Source organism: Mesorhizobium sp. B2-4-3 (assembly GCF_006442815.1).
Taxonomy (GTDB): Bacteria; Pseudomonadota; Alphaproteobacteria; order Rhizobiales; family Rhizobiaceae; genus Mesorhizobium.
Genome location: NZ_VFVL01000028.1, coordinates 33,751 through 55,679, shown reverse-complemented (window position 1 = coordinate 55,679; position 21,929 = coordinate 33,751). Strand labels below are relative to the sequence as shown.

The 21,929-nt window shown below is 62.0% G+C and carries 21 protein-coding genes; 11 read left to right on the top strand and 10 right to left on the bottom strand.

Annotated features, from left to right (window positions below; translation table 11 throughout):
• Positions 1–1,359: 1,359 nt before the first annotated feature.
• Complete coding sequence (locus FJ956_RS23160; protein WP_140678168.1) at positions 1,360–2,484, top strand: hypothetical protein; 1,125 nt, start codon at positions 1,360–1,362, stop codon at positions 2,482–2,484.
• A 235-nt stretch (positions 2,485–2,719) separates the two neighbouring features.
• Here the strand turns inward: FJ956_RS23160 and FJ956_RS23155 are convergent, their stop codons facing one another.
• Positions 2,720–3,091: a hypothetical protein gene (locus tag FJ956_RS23155; RefSeq protein WP_140678170.1), complete on the bottom strand. Its 372-nt coding sequence runs from the start codon at positions 3,089–3,091 to the stop codon at positions 2,720–2,722.
• 570 nt (positions 3,092–3,661) lie between these two features.
• On the opposite strand from FJ956_RS23155, the gene FJ956_RS23150 reads away from it, so the two are divergent.
• The 4 genes from FJ956_RS23150 (at position 3,662) to FJ956_RS23135 (ending at position 6,247) form a co-directional block, all read left to right on the top strand.
• Complete coding sequence (locus FJ956_RS23150) at positions 3,662–3,937, top strand: hypothetical protein (protein ID WP_140678172.1); 276 nt, start codon at positions 3,662–3,664, stop codon at positions 3,935–3,937.
• A gap of 371 nt (positions 3,938–4,308) precedes the next feature.
• Positions 4,309–4,917: a hypothetical protein gene (locus FJ956_RS23145; protein ID WP_140678174.1), complete on the top strand. Its 609-nt coding sequence runs from the start codon at positions 4,309–4,311 to the stop codon at positions 4,915–4,917.
• 59 nt (positions 4,918–4,976) lie between these two features.
• Positions 4,977–5,384 (top strand): hypothetical protein, encoded by a 408-nt coding sequence (locus FJ956_RS23140; protein WP_140678176.1) that lies wholly within the window; start codon positions 4,977–4,979, stop codon positions 5,382–5,384.
• 71 nt (positions 5,385–5,455) lie between these two features.
• The gene (locus FJ956_RS23135) at positions 5,456–6,247 is read left to right on the top strand and encodes an outer membrane protein (protein WP_181170224.1); all 792 of its coding nucleotides are present in this window, start codon (positions 5,456–5,458) and stop codon (positions 6,245–6,247) included.
• Positions 6,248–6,273: 26 nt separating this feature from the next.
• On the opposite strand, the gene FJ956_RS23130 is transcribed toward FJ956_RS23135, so the two are convergent.
• From FJ956_RS23130 to FJ956_RS23120, 3 genes are read right to left on the bottom strand one after another with little or no spacing between them, the layout of a single operon-like run.
• Positions 6,274–7,611 (bottom strand): hybrid sensor histidine kinase/response regulator, encoded by a 1,338-nt coding sequence (locus tag FJ956_RS23130; protein ID WP_140678180.1) that lies wholly within the window; start codon positions 7,609–7,611, stop codon positions 6,274–6,276.
• A 4-nt stretch (positions 7,612–7,615) separates the two neighbouring features.
• Complete coding sequence (locus FJ956_RS23125; RefSeq protein ID WP_140678182.1) at positions 7,616–8,869, bottom strand: FIST signal transduction protein; 1,254 nt, start codon at positions 8,867–8,869, stop codon at positions 7,616–7,618.
• Positions 8,844–9,038: a hypothetical protein gene (locus FJ956_RS23120; RefSeq protein WP_140678184.1), complete on the bottom strand. Its 195-nt coding sequence runs from the start codon at positions 9,036–9,038 to the stop codon at positions 8,844–8,846. The genes FJ956_RS23125 and FJ956_RS23120 overlap by 26 nt, the downstream gene beginning before the upstream one ends.
• A gap of 22 nt (positions 9,039–9,060) precedes the next feature.
• Here FJ956_RS23120 and FJ956_RS23115 point away from each other — a divergent pair, with 22 nt between their 5' ends.
• From FJ956_RS23115 to FJ956_RS23095, 5 genes are all read left to right on the top strand, one after another.
• Positions 9,061–9,561, top strand: a complete 501-nt coding sequence (locus FJ956_RS23115) for a (2Fe-2S)-binding protein (RefSeq protein WP_140678187.1) — start codon at positions 9,061–9,063, stop codon at positions 9,559–9,561.
• A gap of 105 nt (positions 9,562–9,666) precedes the next feature.
• The gene (locus FJ956_RS23110) at positions 9,667–12,012 is read left to right on the top strand and encodes a xanthine dehydrogenase family protein molybdopterin-binding subunit (RefSeq protein ID WP_140678189.1); all 2,346 of its coding nucleotides are present in this window, start codon (positions 9,667–9,669) and stop codon (positions 12,010–12,012) included.
• A 108-nt stretch (positions 12,013–12,120) separates the two neighbouring features.
• Positions 12,121–12,918 carry a xanthine dehydrogenase family protein subunit M gene (locus tag FJ956_RS23105; protein ID WP_140678191.1) on the top strand — a complete coding sequence of 266 codons (798 nt, stop codon included), beginning with the start codon at positions 12,121–12,123 and terminating at the stop codon, positions 12,916–12,918.
• A gap of 208 nt (positions 12,919–13,126) precedes the next feature.
• Complete coding sequence (locus FJ956_RS23100) at positions 13,127–14,149, top strand: acyltransferase (RefSeq protein WP_140678193.1); 1,023 nt, start codon at positions 13,127–13,129, stop codon at positions 14,147–14,149.
• Positions 14,150–14,357: 208 nt separating this feature from the next.
• Entirely contained in the window at positions 14,358–15,740 is a 1,383-nt protein-coding gene (locus tag FJ956_RS23095) for an OFA family MFS transporter (RefSeq protein WP_140678198.1), read from the top strand.
• Positions 15,741–15,890: 150 nt separating this feature from the next.
• Here the strand turns inward: FJ956_RS23095 and FJ956_RS23085 are convergent, their stop codons facing one another.
• The 3 genes from FJ956_RS23085 to FJ956_RS23075 all read right to left on the bottom strand — a co-directional run bounded on the left by FJ956_RS23085 (position 15,891) and on the right by FJ956_RS23075 (position 17,736).
• Positions 15,891–16,388: an SRPBCC family protein gene (locus tag FJ956_RS23085; RefSeq protein WP_140678203.1), complete on the bottom strand. Its 498-nt coding sequence runs from the start codon at positions 16,386–16,388 to the stop codon at positions 15,891–15,893.
• A gap of 74 nt (positions 16,389–16,462) precedes the next feature.
• On the bottom strand, positions 16,463–16,972 hold the full coding sequence (locus FJ956_RS23080; protein ID WP_246672081.1) for a GNAT family N-acetyltransferase: 510 nt from the start codon (positions 16,970–16,972) through the stop codon (positions 16,463–16,465).
• Positions 16,972–17,736 carry a copper homeostasis protein CutC gene (locus FJ956_RS23075; protein ID WP_140678205.1) on the bottom strand — a complete coding sequence of 255 codons (765 nt, stop codon included), beginning with the start codon at positions 17,734–17,736 and terminating at the stop codon, positions 16,972–16,974. Before FJ956_RS23075 ends, FJ956_RS23080 begins: the two co-directional genes overlap by 1 nt.
• A gap of 174 nt (positions 17,737–17,910) precedes the next feature.
• Here FJ956_RS23075 and FJ956_RS23070 point away from each other — a divergent pair, with 174 nt between their 5' ends.
• A complete protein-coding gene (locus FJ956_RS23070) occupies positions 17,911–18,366 on the top strand; it encodes a carboxymuconolactone decarboxylase family protein (RefSeq protein WP_140678207.1) in 456 nt (151 codons plus the stop codon).
• 41 nt (positions 18,367–18,407) lie between these two features.
• Here the strand turns inward: FJ956_RS23070 and FJ956_RS23065 are convergent, their stop codons facing one another.
• From FJ956_RS23065 to FJ956_RS23055, 3 genes are all read right to left on the bottom strand, one after another.
• Positions 18,408–18,839, bottom strand: coding sequence for a cupin domain-containing protein (locus FJ956_RS23065; protein WP_140678209.1), 432 nt, complete (start codon positions 18,837–18,839; stop codon positions 18,408–18,410).
• Between the two features lie 269 nt (positions 18,840–19,108).
• Entirely contained in the window at positions 19,109–20,707 is a 1,599-nt protein-coding gene (locus FJ956_RS23060; RefSeq protein WP_140678211.1) for a DHA2 family efflux MFS transporter permease subunit, read from the bottom strand.
• On the bottom strand, positions 20,704–21,924 hold the full coding sequence (locus FJ956_RS23055) for an HlyD family secretion protein (protein WP_246672082.1): 1,221 nt from the start codon (positions 21,922–21,924) through the stop codon (positions 20,704–20,706). Before FJ956_RS23055 ends, FJ956_RS23060 begins: the two co-directional genes overlap by 4 nt.
• Between the last annotated feature and the right edge of the window lie 5 nt (positions 21,925–21,929).

Genomic DNA, 21,929 nt, shown 5'->3' with positions numbered 1-21,929 from the left:
CTAACCGCGTACGCCGAGCTCGCCGGTAGGGCCGCGAGGATCGGGGCCTTCTCCGATGCAAAATCGCTGCGACTCGGATAATGCTGCATCAACCTTCGTAAACATCGATGGGCATCCTGCTCCCTTTATGCTTTTGGCGATCGAAATCATTTTGTCGCAATTCATGGCCGACCTGAGGCTATGGGTGCTTCCTTTCATTGGAGCCAACCGCCTTATTTGCGCTATCGCGCTCTGTACCGCCTTGCAGGCTTTGCCGTTGTCTTTGGCTTGAGGTATTCCGCGAGAAACCACCACGCAGGTAATCACCGATCGATAGTGACTTGATTTCGCTGTCGCGCGGCACGTGTCGCCCTTCATGGTCACTGTAAGGGTATGTCGGAACGGGGTGGGCCAGGATTTTGTTTTCGGCTGGGTTGTCTCGAGCGTGAACGTATCGCCGTTTGTTGACAACGATTCAGTCGTGTACGCGTCAGATTTTACTACGGATCGATCCCTCATGGTGGGGACGCCTGGTGCTGCCAGCCCCTTTTCAGTAATAGTGAAAGAGCTGTCAAAATTAGTCACCTGACCGTCCGGAAACGTGTTGGTCGTGTGAATGGTGATCTTTGTCCCTGCGTATCGTTCATATAACGATGCTGCCGCCGCCCCATTCACCAGCGTAGACATGCACAACAGAGAAACTGCTATAACCCGCAAAGTGCGCCTCCAATCACCCACCAACATCTGATAGACCAATCTTGTCAGCAATTCGGGTGCTAAAAAGGGATAGTTGTTCTGACTTCCAACCGGCCGCCGCCACGTCCGTTACTGGGACCGGCGCGAGGACTATCGTGGTGAGGCTGTCCGGCAGCGGACGCTGAGCTATGTCCGGAAATGGGAGATGGGGCCGATCAGGCGGCGCGATAGGTCGGCAGCCCCGCGCATTAAATGCCAGATGGGTTTGCTGGACCGCAGAGCGAATCGGCCTCGCTCGAACTGATCGAATCAAACGCGCCCACGACGAGCGCGACGAACATGGCAATGATCAAACGAAAGCGCATGGAGACCTCTGGAATTCTTTTGAGCCGCAGCTATTCCAATTCTTGCATAGAAAAATCCCTTGAAGCGGCCCCCAAATGGGGGTGGAAGCCGAGTGACTTTCGCGAAGAAAGCGATGTTTCTTGCCGCGCGATTGACCATGCGTCCCTCAATGCCCGGCTTTCCATGCTTTGCTAATGTAAACCCGCCGGGTTTCCAATCGCGGCGTCGCACGCTATCTTTCCCCCGCGGAATCGACTTTTGGGGGCCCGCCTGTGCGGGCGGTTGGGAACTGCCGGGGGCATGGGGCAACGGCCTGTTGACGTCTACGACGAGCAGCGAGTGGCGGCGATCAGTGCTGAAATCGCCGCGGCGATAGACGCTGCCACCTTTGGCAGCGGACAGTGGGACTCGGTGCCTGCCGCGCTGAGCAGCGCTTTCCCCGGGTCGTGGGGCTGCCTCTACAACATGAATTTCCCGGAAAGCCGCCTGAACTTCCTGTCGATCCAGAACATGGATCCCGCCTTCGTCAAGTCGTTTGTCGACCACTTCGCCTACGTCAATCCGTGGGCGGCATACTGGGCCTCGCTAAAGAGCACCACGATCGCCGCTTCCGAGGAGGTGTACCCGGCAAGACGTATCGCCAAATCCGAGTTCTACAATGATTGGCTGCTACCGCAGAACCAGGCCGTAGCCGCCGCCGGTATGAAGCTCGTCGGCGAGCGCGACGAGGCGGTACACGTGCTCCTGCATTTCCCGCTTTCGAAATCCGGCGTCTACGACAGGGCCGGCCTGGAAATACTGCGCCGAATCCGTGGCAGCCTGGAGCGCTCCGTCAACCTCGCCCGCCTGCTCCGCGCCGACACCGAGGCGTCGGTCGCCGAGGCGGCTCTGGTGGAGCGCAGTCGGTGCGCGGCTTTCGTAGTTGCGGGCGACCGGCTGCTGCGCGAAGCAAACCCGATGGCCGAGCAGCTTTTTTCCTCGGGGCGTGGCGTGGCAGTCCGCAACAGCCGCTGCCACCTCATGGACAAGGACGCGGATGCACGCTTCGGAGCGGCGCTTGAGAAGCTATCGACGGGAACGCCGACGCTCGCCTCGCGCATCGCCTTCCGCACCGCCACCGGAGCTTGGCAGATGTCGGTCGCCGCCATCCCGCTCCCTCGACCGTCGCCCGCGAGTATCATGTCTTTGCTTCCTCCGCGCCAGATGGTCTTGGTCCTGGTGGTCGATCTCGGCCTGCAACGCGCGGATGCAGACAACCTTGCGTCGCTCTCCACGCTCTACGGCCTCACGCCTTCGGAGATAGTCTTCTGCAAGAGACTGATGCTCGGGGAGTCCGTGACCGATGCCGCCAACCAGCTCGCCATTACGGAGGGGACCGCCAGGACAAGGCTGAAAGCCATCCTCCAGAAGACGGGAACCTCGCGGCAGGGACAGCTCATGCTGCTCTTGTCACGGGCGCGATAGCCAAGAAGGCGACTGTCATCCTCGCTGTCGAGGTGACCTTGATAGGCGGCCATGTCATCCCCCGTCAGTCGCGCCCGCAAGCTGCTCCGTACCCCGATCACGGGTCGCCGCGTCAACCGACGGCCGGCGGTATCCTGGTCAGCGCTGGAGTTGCGGTTGTGGCGTTGAGATAGGCCTCGAGCTATCGTAAATATCAAATGTCCGTCACGCCCAATGCCGCGTTTCGGATCAGGCTCTAAAACCCTTGAACCTTGCGTTCGATCTTCTTGCACTCTCCCGACAATACGCTAGGAGTCCTATTTACCTTGCCATCAATGGTGAAATAGACGTTCACAGAAAGTGTGCCGTCATTGCGGTCTATATGATACCACATGGAGGTCTCAGCGTCGCGACGAGCGTGAAAATCGATCCTATCGCTGTTTAGTTCATCAAGTGATCCCTGACCTCGCACGCGAATAAATTTGAAGGCGCGCCGTTCAAGATCGATGTCGACGATCTCGGCTTTTGCCCAATCGTGGGAACACTGCAGTCGAATTATTTCCGCCTCTGCGAATGCCGGAAATGAGACAAAAAGCAAGGCGAGGACGACGCGGACAATTTGCCTCAATGCAACTCCATCCACTAGAGCCGCAAGCCAAAGGGGAGTCCTTAAGCACCGAGAGCTGGCCATCAACGGCGCCCTCTACAATGGCCAAAAGCCTCACAGTACGATACATCTATGTCGTCGACACCATAGGCATCACATATAAAGTTAGAATGACTGGAATTGGGCATCAAACTGGAATCTGATCCACAATCCCAATTGCCGTCAGCCCCCCGAAGACAGATCACTACACGCACTGATGTGCTGCAATAGTTCTTAACTTCGACACTCAAGCTATTTGCTGAGTTGCAGTTGTCTCCCCGCCTATTCTCGGTCATGACCACACAGGCAACCGATTCGGCTGTAAAATAACACAGCAACGCAAGCCCGATGAGTAAGTTACGCAAACTCCCCCTCCATACGTCAAAATGCCTCGCATAAGTTGCCACTGTGGCGATCCGCACTCGGCGCGCCGGATTCCTATTTTCTCTGACAGATCCTTTCCGCCAACCCCCATTTGGTAGTGGCTGGCGTTCGAGAATTTTTGCAGGTTGAAGGCGATCTTGGCCGAGATTCGGTGGGAGAGACGGCTATTTGCCGCTCATCAATTCGTGTTCGGAAATCAACAACATAGAGGAATATATGAAAGCGATCATGGTATGTACCTTGCTCTCTACTGCATGCCTCGGGCTTACGTTAAGCACTCAAGCCTCTTTCGCCGACGATATCTGCTCAGAAGCGGCAGGCGGCGAATGCGAAGCGGCCCAAGACCTTACAGATCTTGCCGACGACACTCCGACTGTTCCTGACGCGCTCGTGGATGAGGCCCAAGAATCTATCGACACACAAGACGACAACGTGAACAACTGAGAACTCTTGGCATCCTAATGGTCGCAATGGCGTTCTGCTGAAGGTGGAAATGACGTGAACGGCCTTAAAGCGGAGCTGGCCAAACAGGGGGGAGCACCGATTGAAGGATTGATCTTCCCGAGCGGCAGCGAGCGCGTTGACGTGTCTGGGATTGATGAAGCGCGATCAGCGCCAACGGATTGGGGGCTATGACTTTGTACAAGACATCTTCCGCGGCCGCGTTCGGGGCGTTCTCGCTCTGCTTGATTTTGTTCGCCTCCCAGGCAAGTGCGGCTAACAGTTCTGGAGTTTGGACGGGACGTATCCGTTGTCCTTATGGATCAGGGTCGATATCCCTCAAAGTAGACCCGGCTGGGAACGTATCTGGAAGCTTGACCAACGGCACCGTCAAATCCGGGCGAGCAACCGGGTCCTCCATATCTTTCGTTTCAGGCAACATCTTCGGCAACACGGCGTCTTTCTCAGGCACGATCAACGGATCGACCATGAGCGGAACCTATCGGCAAACCACCTACGGCGGCGTGTGCAGCTGGGAGGTTGCGCGCATGGGGAATGTCGAAGCCGTGTCCGCCGAGAGCCAAGGCGTAACGCGTCCCGAGAAGAGCGAAAAGCCCACTCGAGACTTGAGCGGACCCGTCAACGTCCCGGTCTGCGGAGGCCGAGGGACGATAACATTCGTGCACTACAACACCCAGAAGCAGTCTGGAGTGATGAATATCCGGCTGAAGGACGGGGCGATGGCCAACCTCAACGTTGGGCCAAGCCCGCGCAAGAAGGTGTCATCGGCATCCGGCCTCGCCGATGCCTATGGAGATTTGATCGACAGGCAATGCAGTCCGCACACGGGTGGAGAACCTTCCTTGGTCAATACCTTCGGAGGCGCCATCCGGAGTTTTGTCACAAAACACCTGCTGCAGCCCGACGCCAACCCGAAGAAACAGCCACCGCCTAAAATGTCCGGCACCGGCATTCGCGGCTGACGGCGAGGGCGGAAGGTCGAACGCAGCAATTGCCGCTTGGGGCAATAAGGAGGAGGAGAATGTTCCTGGATGTCTTACGCTTTCTCGGCGGTATTGCGAGCGCGGCCGCCGTTATCGCGTTTGCGGGAGCAATTGCCGGGAATCTGCTGAGGTCTCTCAGTCGAAGGGTCACGAGCCGACGGTTGGGGTGGCTTCTGGGGGATTTGTCAGCTGCGGAGGCGTTCGGCATCGGGTTGTTGCTGATGACCTTCGTCGTCGCCGCGATGCACGGCTGGATTGGCTCCAGCGCGATTGGTCCCGCCTGGTTCAGATACGCTACAGGTGCGGGTGTCGCTTTCTGCGTATTCCTGATGGCGACCCGCAGCAAACAGCGAAAAAAAGGCCAGGGACAAGATGAGCGTGAGCCGATCACACCTGCCGCAGACACCGTTCCAATGCCGAAGGGAAGAGGCGCAGCCTCAATGTGAGCTCGGTGGGAGCGTTCTTCGGTGCTGCGGTAGTTTCCTGCTTCGCCGTTTGGCCTCCAATGGCGCTTGGCATGTCGGTAGTCAAGCCGCTCGCCAGGCAGGGCAATAAAGTGTTCGTCCAATTCCAGCAAGGTTCTGATCGTGACAGATGCACAACGCATATTCGGTCAAGTGAGGTTTATATGATGAAGTCAATTATTCTTGCAGTAACTATGCTTGCTGGATTCGCGACAGGTGCCGTGGCAGCAGATACTGTAGATGGATTGCCGGTCTCATCGATCTATAATTGGTCAGGCGCCTATGTCGGTGGACACGCAGGATATGCATGGGGGCGCACGAAGTACAACGACCCCCTAGTCTTCGACGAAATCTCCTTTCTTCGCAAAGATGGCGATGGATTTCTCGGCGGCGTACAGGCAGGCTACAACTGGCAAGATGGCGCGGTGGTCTATGGCATAGAAGGCGATGTATCCTTTGGTAATGTTAAGGGGCACCGCTTCCTGGTAACGGCCTATGGTCCCGCGAATTATGACGAGACATTGAGGGTCTTCGGCACATTCCGTGGAAAAGTGGGCTATACCTTTAATAGTATCCTGCCCTACGTAACCGGTGGGTTCGCCGTGGCCAACTATAAGCTGGAAGGCGCCGGTGGAAGCACTACTACTACCAACTTGGGTTGGACGATTGGTGGTGGTGCAGAAATCGGCCTGACCGAAAAGATCTCTATCAAAGGCGAATATTTGTTTGCCGATGTCGGCAAAGAGGATTTTTCCCTCGCCAACGCTCCAGATGTCGTGCCGTTCCCCGGCAAAGTGAGCGCCGAGATTCAAACGCTCAGGATCGGGATCAACTACCGCTTTTAGACGGCCTAGCATCTGCCATGGGAGGGTCAAGCCAGCAAATGCGCCAGCAGCGCCCGCAACTGCGCCGGCTTTAGCGGCTTGCGCATCAATTCGATCCCCGCGGCGCGGGCAGCCTTGGCGACGAGCTCGGAGCCGTCGGCGGTGACGATCAGCGCCGGCACGGCTCGGCCGAGATAGTCGCGCACTTCGGCTATTGTTGAGGTGCCGAGGTCGCCGCCGTCGAGATGCTGGTCGGCGATGATGATGTCGGGCACCCAGGCGGTGTCGCCGAGCAGGTCGAGCGCATCATCGGTCGAGGTGGCGGCGCGCACCAGGCATTGCCAGCGCTCGAGCAGCGAAGTCATGGCGGAGAGCACGTCCAAGTCGTTCTCGACCAGCAGCACCCTGGTGCCGAACAGGCCGTAGCCGCGCGGCCGCTCCATGTCGGCGGCGGCCATCGCCGGCTCGGCCGTGGCCATGCCGACCGGCACGTCGATATGGAAGATGGTGCCGCGCCCGACCCTCGAGGAAAAGGTGATGGGGTGGCCGAGTGCCGCCGCCATGCGGCGCACGATCGCGAGGCCGAGGCCAAGCCCGCCGGCGAGCTCCGCATCGTTAAGCGTCGAGGTGCCGCGGTGGAATTCCTCGAACACCGCCTCACGCTGGTCCTCGGGAATGCCGCAGCCGGTGTCGGCGACGTCGATGCGGATGATGTCGCCGCGATGCCTGGTGCCGACCAGCACGCCGCCCGAGCGGGTGTAGCGCAGCGCATTGGAAAGAATGTTCTGCAGGATGCGCCTGAGCAGCGTGCGGTCGGAGCGCACCACCACGTTCACCGGCCTGAATTTCAGCGACAGGCTTTTCTTTTCCGCTTCGGGCAGGAAATCCGAGCGCAGCGAGGAAAACAGCGCTTCCAGGCTGACGTCGACGACTTCCGGTTGCACCACCCCGGCGTCGAGCTTCGAGATGTCGAGCAGCGTGCGCAGCAGGTCTTCCATCGTCTCCAGCGAGCGCTCGACCTGCCGGACAAGCTTCCTGCCTTCGTCGCTGGCCTGGACCTCGGCCAGCGCCGAGACCGACAGGTGCGCGGCGTTGAGCGGCTGCAGCACGTCGTGGCTGGCGGCGGCGAGGAACCTTGTCTTGGAGAGGTTCGCCAGTTCGGCGTTCTCCTTCGCCTCGCTGAGGTCGATGTTCGACTGCTCGAGCCGGCGCAGCGTCGCGTGCAGTTCCTCGGTGCGGTTGCGCACCCGGTTTTCCAGCGAGATGGCGGTCTGGAACAGCGAGAAGGCGTTGCCTTGCTGGTCCATCGAACGTTCGACGCGGCTGACGAGGGCCGCGTTAATCTTCTTCAGCCTTTCGAGGTCGTTGATGTCGCGAAGCGGCATCTCGCTACTCGGCTGCCTGGCGCTCGCCGAAGGCGATACCGGTAAAGGTCTGGTTGAGGTGCATCGAGCGGTACTGCTCGCCATAGGTGCCGAAGCCGATGACCTTGTTGGTCCGGTAGAGCTCCGAAATGTCACGGTAGACCTGGCGGTTGCGCGCATCGAGCCGGCGCAGCACGCAGTCGAAGCCGAGGATCATGTCGATGCCGCCGAGCTTGCGTTCGGCGTCCTGCAACGCGGCGCGCGTCGCTTCCACCATGTTCTTCGGCTGGGCGATGGACAGAACGACGCCGTCGTCGATGGCGCAGAAGAACGACAGCGAGCCATCGACATGCATGCGCTGGATGGAGCGGCAGTAATATTCGCCGGCCACTTTCACCACGACGGGATGGGAGGCGAAGCTTAGCGGCGTCAGCGCTTGCGCCACAGTGCCGACCGAGGCCGCGTATTCCTCCGCCGCGTTGGTGGCGTTGAATTCGCGCACGATGCGATGGTCCGGGTCGGACGATGTCACCACCAGCTTCTCGTCGGTCGGAATGAAATTGTCGGTCTTGAAGACGTGGAAGGGGATCTCGGTCGCGACCAGCACGATGATGGCGCTGTCGGACGTGACCTTGCCGTTCGAGATCAGGCTGGTCGTCTCGAATTTCAGGTCGTCGCCCGCCGAGCCGCCGATCAGCGGGATGTCGTCCAACCCCCAATGGATGGCCGAGGTCACCGCTTCCTCGGCATAGGAAAGCCCGTCGATGAAGCAAAGGGCGAAGATGCTCTTCGCCCGTTCCTGGCCGGCGCGGCAGCGCAGCAGGCGCCGCAGTTCCACGACCTCGCCGGTGATCCCGTCCATGCCGGAGGAGGAGAGGTTCTCGACCATGGTGCTGACGGTCGAAAACGACGCCGACGGCAAAAGCAGGGCAAGGGCATGCCCTTCCTCCAGTCCCTGCGGCGTGATTTCGCCGGCGGTCGAGCAGCCGGCATAGGCGAGCGACGGCGCATGGACCTTCAGCGCTTGCGCAAGCGCCGCCGCGTCGACCAGGCTTTGGGAGAAGAACAGAAGCGCAAAGCCGGCGTCGACGGCTGCCGCTTCGGCCGCGATGGCCCGTGCAAAGGCATTCGGGTCGGGCTCATCCGTGGTGAGCGCCGAAAGGCCCGATGCATAGCGTGTGCTCGAACTGGCCAGCTGCCGTCCTCCGCAATTTCCTCCAACGCTGTTTTGTGCGTGTCTTTTCTTATGCGTGTCAGGCACGCTTCGCGTCGAAGGCATCTTTGCCTTCAATCCCGGTTTTGGCAATGGGGCCGGTTGCTGCGCTGCACATAGCTTTTGCCATGATCGAAAGTACAATGGAACCGGCGCTGGCAGCGCTGTTTTGCCCGTTGTACGTTGCCGAATAACGCACTGCCGAAGCACAAGCGCGGCATTCGGCAATGACCAAGGTTGATACCCAGGGAGGTTGCATGTCGGACGTGTCGTTGACTGTGAACGGGAGGCGGGTCAGCGGGAACGCCGAGGACCGAACGCTTCTGGTGCATTTTCTCAGGGAACATCTCGGCCTCACCGGCACGCATGTCGGCTGCGATACCTCGCAGTGCGGCGCCTGCGTCGTCCATGTCGACGGCAGGGCGGTGAAGTCCTGTTCCATGCTTGCCGTGCAGGCGTCCGGATCGACCATCGTCACCATCGAGGGGCTCGCCGACGGCGCCGAGCTGCATCCGGTGCAGGCCGCGTTCAAGGAGCATCACGGGCTGCAATGCGGCTTCTGCACGCCGGGCATGATCATGACGGCGACCGACATGATCGCGCGTCACCCGCAAGGCCTCGACGAGGCGACGGTGCGCGCCGAGCTCGACGGCAACATCTGCCGCTGCACCGGCTACCACAACATCGTGAAGGCGATCCTCGCCGCATCGGAGACGATGGCGAAGGGCGCCAAGGGCAGGGCGAAGCAGGCAGCTTAAGGGAGTAAGGGAGTAGGGGAGTAGGGCAGTAAGCGACCAGCTCCTCATTTCCCTATTCCCTTACTCCCCTACTGCCCTAGTCCCTTAAATTCCGGAGGAATTCCTATGGGTATCGAAGGCGTCGGCGCCCGCGTGGCGCGCAAGGAAGACAAGAGGTTCATCACCGGTGGCGGCCGCTATGTCGACGACATGGTGGTCCCCGGCATGAAACATGCCGTGTTCGTGCGCAGTCCGCACGCGCATGCGCAGATCAAGAAGATCGATGTGAAAAAGGCGCAAGCGATGCCCGGCGTCGTCGGCGTGCTCACCGGCAAGGAGATCAAGGCCGACGGGATCGGCAACCTGATCTGCGGCTGGATGATCCATTCCAAGGACGGCACGCCGATGAAGATGGGCGCATGGTCGCCTTTAGCCGTCGACAAGGTGCGCTATGTCGGAGACGCCGTGGTCATCGTCGTCGCCGACACCAAGGGCCAGGCGCGCGACGCGGCGGAAGCGGTCGAGATCACCTACAAGGAACTGAAGGCCGTTGTCGACGCGACGAAGGCCATTCAAGCCGGCGCGCCACAGATCCACGCCGAGGCCGACAACAATCTGATCTTCGACTGGGAGCTTGGCGACGCCAAGGCGACCGACGCGGCGATCAAGTCGGCCGCCCATGTCACGCGCATGAAGATCGTCAACAACCGCCTCGTGCCCAACGCCATGGAGCCGCGCGCCGCGCTCGGCCATTACGACAAGGCCGAGGACCACTATACCTGCTGGACGACGTCGCAGAATCCGCATGTGGCGCGGCTGGTGATGAGCGCCTTCTACAACGTCGCCCCGGAGAACAAGCTCAGGGTCATCGCGCCGGATGTCGGCGGCGGCTTCGGCTCCAAGATCTACATCTATCCGGAAGAGATCGTCTGCCTGTGGGCATCGAAGAAGACCGGCGTTCCCGTCAAATGGGTCGCCGACCGCACCGAAAGCTTCCTTTCCGACGCGCATGGCCGCGACCATGTCTCGACGGTGGAGATGGCCTTCGACAAGGACAACCGCATCACCGGCCTGAAGGTCGACACAATAGCCAATCTCGGCGCCTACATGTCGCTGTTCTCGTCCTGCGTGCCGACCTATCTCTACGCGACGCTCTTGTCGGGCCAGTACAACATCCCGGCGATCCACGCCAATGTGCGCACCGTCTATACCAACACCGCGCCCGTCGATGCCTATCGCGGGGCAGGGCGGCCGGAGGCCACCTACGTGCTCGAGCGGATGATGGAAACCGCGGCGCGCGAGCTTGGCGTGTCGCCGGCGGAGCTGAGGCGCCGGAACTTCATCACGTCCTTCCCGCACCAGACGCCGGTGATCATGGCCTATGACGCGGGCGATTATAACGCTTCGCTCGATGCGGCGATGAAGGCCGCCGACTATGCCGGCTTCACCAGGCGCCGCGCCGACGCCGCCAAGCAGGGCAAGCTGCGCGGCATCGGCATGAGCTGCTACATCGAGGCCTGCGGCCTGGCGCCGTCATCGGCGGTCGGCTCGCTCGGCGCCGGCGTCGGCCTCTGGGAATCGGCGGAGGTGCGGGTCAACGCCGTCGGCACCATCGAGGTGCTGACCGGCTCGCACAGCCATGGCCAGGGCCACGAGACGACCTTCGCGCAGCTGGTCACCCAGCGCTTCGGTGTGCCGATCGACTCGGTCTCGATCGTGCATGGCGACACCGACAAGGTGCAGATGGGCATGGGCACCTACGGCTCGCGTTCCGGCGCGGTCGGCATGTCGGCCATCGTCAAGGCCCTCGACAAGGTCGAGGCCAAGGCCAAGAAGATCGCCGCGCACCTGCTTGAAGCAGACGAGGGCGACATCGTCATCGAGAATGGCGAGGTCAAGGTCGCGGGCACCGACAAGAGCCTGCCCTGGTTCCAGGTGGCGCTTGCCTCCTACACCGCCCACAACCTGCCGGCGGGCATGGAGCCCGGGCTGAAGGAAACGGCCTTCTACGATCCGTCCAACTTCACCTTCCCGGCCGGCTGCTACATCTGCGAGGTCGAGATCGATCCGGAAACCGGTACGACGGAGATCGTCCAGTTCGTCGCGGCGGACGACTTCGGCAACATCATCAATCCGATGATCGTCGAGGGGCAGGTGCACGGCGGCATCGCCCAAGGCGTGGGCCAGGCGTTGCTGGAAGGCACGCATTACGATGCCAGCGGCCAGCTTCTGACGGCAAGCTACATGGATTACACCATGCCGCGCGCGGGCGACCTGCCGTCCTTCAAGGTCTCGACCTCGAACACGCCATGCCCTGGCAATCCGCTCGGCGTCAAGGGCTGCGGCGAGGCCGGCGCCATCGGTTCGCCGCCGGCGGTCATCAACGCCATCACCGATGCGCTCGGCGTCGTCGACATCGCCATGCCGGCGTCGCCCGCGACGGTGTGGGCGACGATCCGGGCGAAGAAATGAGTGAATAGGGAGTAGTGAGTAGCGAATAGGGACCGTGCCACCTCCGGCAGCGGCCCTACCGACTACTGACTACTCACTACTGCCCAACCACTTTAGGGGAGGATCCCAATGTACTCCGTCAACTATCACCGCGCCGCCTCGGTCTCCGATGCCGCCAAGCTGCTGAAGAACGGCGATGCCAAGCTGCTCTCCGGCGGCATGACGCTGATCCCGGCGATGAAGACGAGGCTTGCCGCGCCGTCGGACCTCGTCGACGTCTCGCGGCTCAAGGACCTGCAGGGCGTCAAGGTGTCCGGCAAGACGGTCACCATCGGCGCCGTGACGACGCATTACGACGCCTCCACCGACGAGAAGCTGAAGAAGGCCTGCCCGGCGCTTGCGCATATGGCATCCCTGATCGGCGATCCGGCGGTGCGCTATAAAGGCACGATCGGCGGCTCGATCGCCAACAACGATCCGGCCGCCGACTATCCGGCCGCGCTGCTGGCTCTGGACGCGACGATCGTCACCAACAAGCGCGAGATCGCGGCGGACAAATTCTTCAAGGGCCTGTTCGAGACAGCGCTGAAGGAAGGCGAGATCATCACCGCGGTGAGCTTTACCGCTCCGGCCAAGGCGGCCTACCAGAAATTCCGCAACCCGGCTTCGCGCTACGCAATCGTCGGCGTGTTCGTGGCCAAGGGCAAGGACGGGGTGAGGGCGGCGGTGACCGGGGCCGGAGAGGACGGCGTCTTCCGCTCCAAGGAAATCGAGGCGGCGCTGGCGAAGAATTTCGATGTCGCGGCGCTCGGCGGCCTCAAAGTGTCGGCAAAGGGGCTGATGAGCGATATCCATGCCTCCGCCGACTACCGCGCCAATCTGATCGCGGTGATGGCCAAGCGTGCCGTGGCCGCCGCCAACGCCTGAGCGCTCTCAGCCTGAGTGAAGGAAAGGGGCCGCCGCGGCCCCTTTTTCTTTTGTATTCGCAACGACTTGGCGGGAATTACCGGAGTATTCGCGGTTTCGCACTTGCACAATAATATCCCGCACTGCAAAATGACTGCGGCGGGAATACCAGACGGTCCGAGACGCAGGCGATGCTTGGCATGCGGACCTCGAGTTGCGAAGGCACGGTATGACCGACATCTCCGCAGCGTCCGTTGTCCTGCCGCGGGCCGCAGCCGACAGGGAAGCCAGGACAAGACTGGCCTATCTCGACGGCTGGCGAGGCCTGTCGATCGCCATGGTGCTGATCGGCCATTTCTTTCCGGTCCCGGGACTCAATCTCGGCGTGCTGGGCGTCGAGTTCTTCTTCGTGCTGAGCGGCCGGCTGATGGGCGAAATCCTGTTCATCGAGCGCTTTCCGCTGAAGAAATTCTTCAAGCGCCGCTTCTCGCGCATCTATCCCGCGCTGCTGGTGTTCGTGATTGCCGCCATGATCGGCCTGACCGGGACCTTCATCGCCTTCAAGTGGAAGGCGGCGCTGACGGCGCTGACCTTCACCTACAATTACGCCGGCATCTTGATCACTCGCGCCGGCGCGCTCGACCACATTTGGTCGCTCTGCGTCGAGGAGCATTCCTATATCCTGCTGGCGCTGATCAGCGTGGTGGTTACCGGAAGAACGAACGTCGTGCGGCTGCTGGTCGTGCTGGCCTTGCTGGCAATGGCCAACGGCGCCATTTCGTACGGGGTTCTCGGCATGAGCTACGAGACCAGTTACTGGCGGACCGACGTGCATATCGCCTCGATCCTGCTGTCCGCCGCGATCTGCCTGCTCAAGGCCGACGGGCGCCTGCCGGCTTTCCTGCAAAGCCAGCATGTGGCGCTGGCGGCGGCGATTGGCGGCCTGTTGCTGTTCCTCGATCCGGTGCCGACCACGATCCACTATCTTGTCGGCGTGCCGCTGCTGGCGCTCGCCGTCAACACGCTCGACTTCGCGGGCGGCTACCTGACGGGGCCGTTGTCGTCTCGGCCCATGGTTATGCTCGGCCTGTGGTCCTATTCGCTTTATCTGTGGCAGCAGCCTTTCTACAAATTCGTCGATGAGCACGGTCGCGCGCCGATGCCGATGCTGGCGGCTGTATTCGCCTGCGCGCTGGCCAGCTACTACATCGTCGAAAAGCCAGCACGCGGCTGGCTCAACCGCAACTGGTGAGCATCGGCCCTGCTCATGGCGGTCGACTTTCAGATCTTTAAGAAATATCTAAATTAGATACTTATAATTTAACATGAGAAAAATACCCGGTATCTGCTTTGGATCGTTGCGACATTCGCCATTAGACATTGGTACTAGGGCAGGAATTCTTTATTGCCGCTCTCGTTTCTCCTTCTAGGTTTTCCAGACAGGACAACGGGAGGAAGAAATGACAACGACCACTGTCGAAGGAGCGGGCGGTTGGCTCGATCGCTCTCACACGATCGCCGAGCGGGGATTCAGCCGATGGATGGTGCCGCCGGCGGCGCTTTGCATTCATCTGTGCATCGGTCAGGCTTATGCGTTCAGCGTGTTCAACCTGCCGATGTCGAAGCTGATCGGCATCACCGAGTCGGCACCTGACGACTGGAAGCTGACAGGGCTCGGCTGGATATTCTCGATCGCAATTCTGTTCCTCGGCATTGCAGCGGCCTTCGGTGGCGGTTGGCTCGACCGTGTCGGGCCGCGCAAGGCGATGGTCGCGGCCGCCTGCTGTTTCGGTGGCGGCTTCATAATCTCGGCGCTCGGCGTCTATCTGCACCAGCTATGGATAATCTATCTCGGTTATGGCGTGCTTGGCGGCATCGGTCTCGGCCTCGGTTACATTTCGCCGGTAAAGACGCTGATCACCTGGTTTCCGGATCGGCCAGGGATGGCGACCGGCATGGCGATCATGGGCTTCGGCGGCGGCGCCTTCATTGCCTCGCCGCTATCGGTCTATCTGATGAGCCTGTTCTCGACTCCCGAGCATATCGGCGTCGCCGAAACCTTTATCACGCTCGGCATCGTCTATTTCATCTTCATGATGATCGGCGCCATCATCGTAAGGGTGCCGCCGGAAGGCTGGCGACCCGCCGGCTGGACACCGCCCGCAACGCAAGCAGCGATGGTCACCAGCGCCAATGTTCATCTCGACGATGCGCTGAAGACGCCGCAGTTCTGGCTGTTGTGGGGCGTGCTTTGCCTCAACGTGACGGCCGGCATCGGCGTGCTCGGCCAGGCTTCGGCGATGAGCCAGGAGATGTTCCCGGGACGCATCACGGCTGCGGCGGCCGCGGGCTTTGTCGGCCTGCTTTCGATCTTCAACATGCTCGGCCGTTTCTTCTGGGCCTCGACCAGCGATTATATCGGCCGCAAGCTGACCTACGCGATCTTTTTCGTGCTGGGCGTGATCTTGTACGCGGCCGTGCCGTGGACCGGCAAATCCGGCAACGTGTTCCTGTTCGTGCTGTTCTACGGCATCATCCTCAGCATGTATGGCGGCGGTTTCTCCACCGTTCCGGCCTATCTGCGCGATGTCTTCGGCGTGCGCTATGTCGGCGCCATCCATGGCCGGTTGCTGACGGCATGGTCGGTTGCCGGCGTGCTTGGCCCGGTCCTGGTCAACTACATCCGCCAGTACCAGATCGACAGCGGCGTGGCGAAGGCGGACGCCTATACGGTGACCATGTACATCATGGCCGGCTTGCTCGTCGTCGGCTTCCTACTCAACCTGATGATGCGGCCGGTGGCCGAGCGCTTCCACATGAAGCCGGAAGCGGCAAGGGCATAAGGAGATCCAGATGGCACAAGACAACGATTATACCGTCAAGCTCACGCTCGCCTGGCTGCTGGTCGGCATACCTCTGGTCTGGGGCTTCTGGACGACGGTGGTCAGCGCCGTTCCGTTGTTCCGGTAAGTCTGTTCGGGTAAGTCGGGGCCTCAGCCGGCGAGGCCGATATGGCCAGCCTTCTGCGCGGCCAGGTAGCGGCGGAGCCCGGCTTCGCCGCGCGGCGTGGTCCAGCGATGGTTCCAGGCGAAGGCTGGTCTCAGGACCGGCGCCAGCAGTTTGAGGATCGGCCTCTCGACTGTGACCTGCCAGATCACGTCGACATGCGTGCCTCGTCCGGACGGTGACAGCTGCGCCCGCCAGAGCCCGTCGAAATCGCCGAAGGTCTTCACCACCACCAGCCGGCCGGGCTCGAGTTCGGCGGCCTCGATGATGAAGTTCAGCTCATATGGCAGGGCGCCGCGCGCTCTCGCCCTGGCGCGGGCGCCGACGACGCCCTTGCCCTTCTTGTCGAGCGGCTCGACCTCCTTGTAGGCATCGCCCCACCAGAGCGGCAGAAGCTGGGCGTCCGATAGCACGTCCCACACTTCCTGGGGCGTGCCTTCGGGGATGTCCCAGCTTTCGTCGAAGCGGAAGACGTTGCTCGCCATGATGTCGCCCCCAGCCAGCGGAGCGGCCATATTAGCTGCGGCTTGTTTTCCTTGCCAGCGGGTTCGGTGCGTCTTCAGGCGGCGACGGGCTTCGCCCAATAGCGTACCGACTTCTTGCCGCCATGGATCACCGCGTGGCCGACTTCGGCGAAACCGATCGCTGCGTGAAAGGCGTCGGAAGCCGGGTTGGGCGGATCGGCGTTGACCTCGCAGGTGACGAACGCGTGGCCGGCGCGCCGGGCCTGCTCGAACAGATCCTCATAAAGCCGGCGGGCGTGGCCGCGGCCGCGGGCGTCCGCGGCCACGACGACGCGATCGACATAGACGAAGCGCGGATAGCGCCCGCGAAACCAGAGGAAGTTCGGGCTGTCGTAGCTTGCATCCTGGTCGAAGCACAGGATGAAGGCTTCGAGCGCGCCGATGCGGCGGGTGTAGAACGCTTCGCTGAGCAGGAATGAAAGCCGTTCCGGCTCGAGCCAGGACAGTTCGGCCGCATGCTCGTTGTTGAGCGCGAGGATGGCGGCCTCGTCGGCGGGCGAGACCTGTTCGATCGGCAGCAATTCCTTGCTCATCGTCTTCGCCATCAGGCTCTCGCGGCTGCGATCGTCGCCGCCACCTTGGCTTGGTCGGTCACCGTGTTGCGGTATTCGCGATCGAGGTCGGCGCCGCCCATGCCGACATCCGGGTTGCGGTAGCGCATGGCGCTCGGCACGTCCGCCAGTGCTGCGAAATGCATCTCGGTCAGTCCGGTCCGTCTGCGTACCTCGCCGATCGTGTCGGGGGCAAGCGCGCCGCAGCCGAGGATGATGATGCGCGCGCCCGCCTGGCGAACAAGCTCCGCCAGAAGCTCGACGCCTTCGACCGCCGTGTCGCGCTGGCCGCTGGTCAGCACGCGGCCGACTTTGCAGCGGATCAGGGCTTCGAGCGCCTCAACCGGATCGCGCGTCATGTCGAAGGCCCGGTGGCAGGTGACATTGAGCGGGCCTGCGGCCTCAACCAGCGCGCTCATGCGCGCCTCGTCGACGGCGCCGTCGGCGGTCAAGCAGCCGACCACCACGCCGGCCACGCCGAGCTCGCGAAGCGCTTCGACATCGGCGAGCATCGAGCGGTATTCGGCCTCGCTGTAGAGGAAATCGCCGCCGCGCGGACGCACGATGACATGGAAGGGAATGGTCGCGCTTTCGAGCGCGGCGCGCACCGTGCCCATGCTCGGCGTGATGCCGCCTTCGATGAGGCTGGCGCAGAGCTCGACCCGGTCGGCGCCGGCGGCCTGCGCGGCAAGCAGCCCGTCAATACCTTCGACGCAGATTTCGATCAGGGGTTTTTGCGTGTCCGCCACCGGTTCCATCCATGCTTTCGACGAGATGGGCAGCCCTAGCATCGGGCGGGCAGCCGCGAAAGCCGCAACGATCGGTCCAGCTCTGGAAGTCGCTTGACAATGCATAACTGCGTAGTTATGGATAACAACTCATAACTGAAAAGTTATTGATTCGCGCGAACCCATTGACCAAGGAGACCGACGATGGAAGCAAGATTGAAGAACCCGGTGATGCTCATTCCCGGCGCGCTACAGGCGCTGCTGGCGCTCGACAAGTCGACCGAAGCCGGCGACGTGCCCTATGTGACGCGCAAGCTCGTTCATCTGCGCGCCAGCCAGATCAACGCGTGCGCCGTCTGCGTCGACATGCATGCGCGTGAGCTGAAGAAGGCCGGTGAGAAGGACGAGCGGATCTTCGCCGTGTCGGCATGGCGCGAAACGCCTTATTTCAATGACGCAGAGCGCGCGGCGCTTGCGCTGGCCGAAGCCGCGACGCGCATGGCCGACCGCTCCGACGCGGTGCCGGACGACGTCTGGGACGAAGCGGCGCGCCACTATGACGACAAGGGCCTCGCCGCCCTGGTGATCCAGATCGCGCTGATCAATGCGTTCAACCGCCTGAACGCCACGACGCGGCAACCCGTGGGCGCCTGGGGGTGAGGCTCGAGGAGGGCGCCCGCTTCGAAGCGGCGCTTCGCCGGCTACTGTTTCAGGATCGTGTTCTTGGCGCCTTGCTCGACCTGGTCGATCACCAGAAGCTTCACCGGATCGGTGCCGATGTTGGTGGCCTGGTGCCATTGCCCGATCATCTCGACGATGAAGTCGCCAGTCTTGTAGGTGTTGGCGGCGCCGGTCTCGACATTGGCGACCCTGAGCGTGCCCTGCTCGACATAGGCGTAGCGCGGGAAGGGGTGCTTGTGCACGGGCAGCGTCGCGCCCGGCGCAATCTGATAGGATGAGACCTGAACCTCGACGTTCTTCTGCGGCAGCGTGATCGGCTGGCCCGATGCGGTCGTCGTCCTGGCGGCCAGAGGCGTCACCACGACTGGGGTGTTCGAGCTGTCCAAGGCATTCGCGTTGGTCGTGAAAAATGCCGCCGCCAAAAGCAGCGCCGAAGCCGGCATGTTGCGCATTGAGTCCTCCCTTGCCGCCAGCTTGGCGTGGCAGGCGCTGAGGCGCAAGCTCCGGACGGCGGATTAGAGCGGTTCACGATTTCACGGAAACGGCAAACTGCTCCTGTCTCGTTGTTTTGAAGCAATTCCGGACGGAAAACCGTTTCACACTTTTTCTGGAATTGCTTAATGCATGTCGCGCAAAAGTGTGCAGCGGTTTTGCGATAACGACATGCATGAAAACAAAGGCCTAAAGCGCGTCGCCTGAATCCGCTTCGGCGCGACGCGCTTTAGCGTTTCGCCGGCGCCGGTTTCGGCGGTCGCAGCAACAGGGCGAGCGGCACGAGCACTGCCGTCGCTACCGCGCAATAGAAGAACACGTCGACATAGGCGAGCAGTGAAGCCTGGCGACCGATTTCCTGTCCGATCCAGCCGACGGCCTGTTGCCTGGCCTCGGCCAGCGGCGAGCCTTCGGCGACGAAATGGTCCGTCACCTGGCGAAGCGTCTGCTGATAGGTGTCGCTCGATTGCGCCGTGTGACCGACCAGCACCGACTGATGGAGCTGGGCGTTCTGGGCAATCACCGTGTTGGACAGCGACACGCCGATGCTGCCGCCGATGTTGCGCGCGACATTGATCAGCGAGGACGCCTGGTCGGTCTTTTGCGGCGGCAGGCCGACATAGGCGGCGGTCGAGATCGGGATGAACAGGAATGGCAGGCCGATCATCATGTAGACGCGTGCATAGGCGAAGAAACCGAAGCTGGCGTCGGGCGTCAGCGAGGTCGTGTGCCAGAGCGCGACCGCGACCACCGACATGCCCATCATGATGAGATAGCGCGGCTGAACGACACCGGCGGCAAAGCCCGAAATCGGCATCAGCATCAGCATGGCGATGCCGCCCGGCATCATCGACAGGCCGGAAAGGGTGGCGGTGTAGTCGAAGGTCGTCTGCTGCAGCTGCGGCAAAAGCTGCGTGGTGCTGAAGAGCACCGCGCCGACCGCCATCATGACGAGGAACGACATGCCGAACTGCCGGCTGAAAAGCAGGCGGATGTCGACGATCGGGTCGCGTCTTGTCCATTCCCAGGGGACGAGCAGCAGGAACGACACCGCCGAAACCACCGCGAAGGTGGTGATGAAGGTCGAAGCGAACCAGTCGTTGCGCTGGCCTTCGTCGAGAAAGACTTCGAGGCAACCGAGCGCCATCGCCACCAGGATGAAGCCGATCCAATCGACCTTCAGCCCCTTGCTCAACCGCTCGCGGCGCTCGCGTTCGAGAATGTCGGGCTCGATCACCAGCCATTGCACGAGCGCCAGCGACATGATGCCGAACGGCACATTGATGAAGAAGATCCAGTGCCACGAGAAATTGTCCGTCAGCCAGCCGCCGATGGTCGGCCCCACGGTCGGCGCGACGATGACCGCGATGCCGTAGAGGGCAAAAGCTTGGGAGCGTTTCTCAGGCGGGAAAGTATCGGCGAGGATCGATTGCTCGCTCGGCGCCATGCCGCCGCCGCCGAGCCCCTGCAGGATGCGGAAGGCAATCAGCGTCGGCAGATTGGGGGCCAGTCCGCACAACAGCGATGCGAGCGTGAAGGTCGCCACGCAGATCATGTAGTAGCGCTTGCGGCCGATGACGCTGGTCAGCCAGCCGCTGACCGGGATGATGACGGAGTTGGCGACGAGATAGGTGGTGATCACCCATGTGCTCTCGTCCATGCCGGCGGCCAGGCTGCCGGCGATGTTGCGCAGCGCGACATTGGCGATCGAGGTGTCGAGCACCAGCATGAAGGTCGCGATCGAGACGACGATCGCGATGAGCCAGGGATTGCGACCGCCGGCCGCCGACCGGCTTTGGTCGCCCTGGGCTGTCGCGGCATCGCTCATCTGACCTTGACCGTCGGCACCACCGACATGCCGGGACCGAGATAGACGCCGGGCGGCTGGTCGAAGACGATCTTGACCGGCACGCGCTGCACCACCTTGACGAAATTGCCGGTGGCGTTTTCGGCCGGGAGCAGGCTGAACGCCGTGCCGCTGCCTGCCTGGACGCTGTCGACATGACCGTGGAAGGTCTTTTCCGGATAGGCGTCGATGGCGATGTCGACGGGCTGACCCGGCCGCATCAGGTCGAGCTGCGTCTCCTTGAAGTTCGCTTTCACCCAGACGTCCTTGGGCACGAACATCATCAGCACCTGGCCGGGCTGCGCGTAGGTGCCTTTCGCCGCCGTGATGTTGGTGGCATGGCCCGCCACGGGCGCCGTGATCATCGTGCGGGTGAGGGTGGTCTTGGCCTGATCCTCGGTGGCCTCGGCCTGCCGAAGCTTGGCCTCGGCGCTCTTGCCTTGTGCCTGCAATACCGCAACCTGGCTTTTCGCCGCCTCGGCATTGGCGTTGGCCGTGTCCAGCGCTGCCTGGTCCTGGCGCAAGGTCGAAGCGGCCTGCTGTGCCTGTTGTTGCGTCGCCGTGCCCTTGGCGAGCAGCTCGCGGTTGCGCTGGTCCTCGGATTTGGCGAATTCGAGCGCGGCCTGCGCCTGGGCAACCTGTTTCCCGGCGGCATCGATCTTGGCGTTCTGCGCCTGGGTCTGGGCCTGGACGTTGGCAATCTCGGCCCGCGCCGCCACCACGCCGGCTTCCGCCTGTTTGAGCGAGGCCTGATAATCGCTGTCGTCGATACGCAGAAGCACGGCGCCGGCCTCGACCGGTTGGTTGTCGGTCACGGCAACGTCGGTGATGCGCCCGGCAATTTCGGCGCCGATCGTCACCGTGCGGGCGTCGATGAAGGCGTCGTCGGTCCATTCGTACTGCCGTGCGTTGATCCACCAGATGACCACCGCCGCGATGACCAACAGGATTAGGATGGCGACGATCGCCGCTATATAGGGATGGCGTCTGATGAGGCCGGGTTTGTTGCCGTCGAACGAACCGTCATTCGCCTGAGTGCCTTGCGCTTGCGTGTCGTCGTCGCGCTTGTCTTCGACGCGCTTGTCTTCAATGGGCTTGTCGTCGCCCGGCGGGCGTTGCCGCCGATCAGCCCGCGGCAGAGCCCGCGGTTCCTCGGTGGGAGCGGCTTCGCGCTCTTTTCTTTCAGATTTTGCGTCCAAGGCAA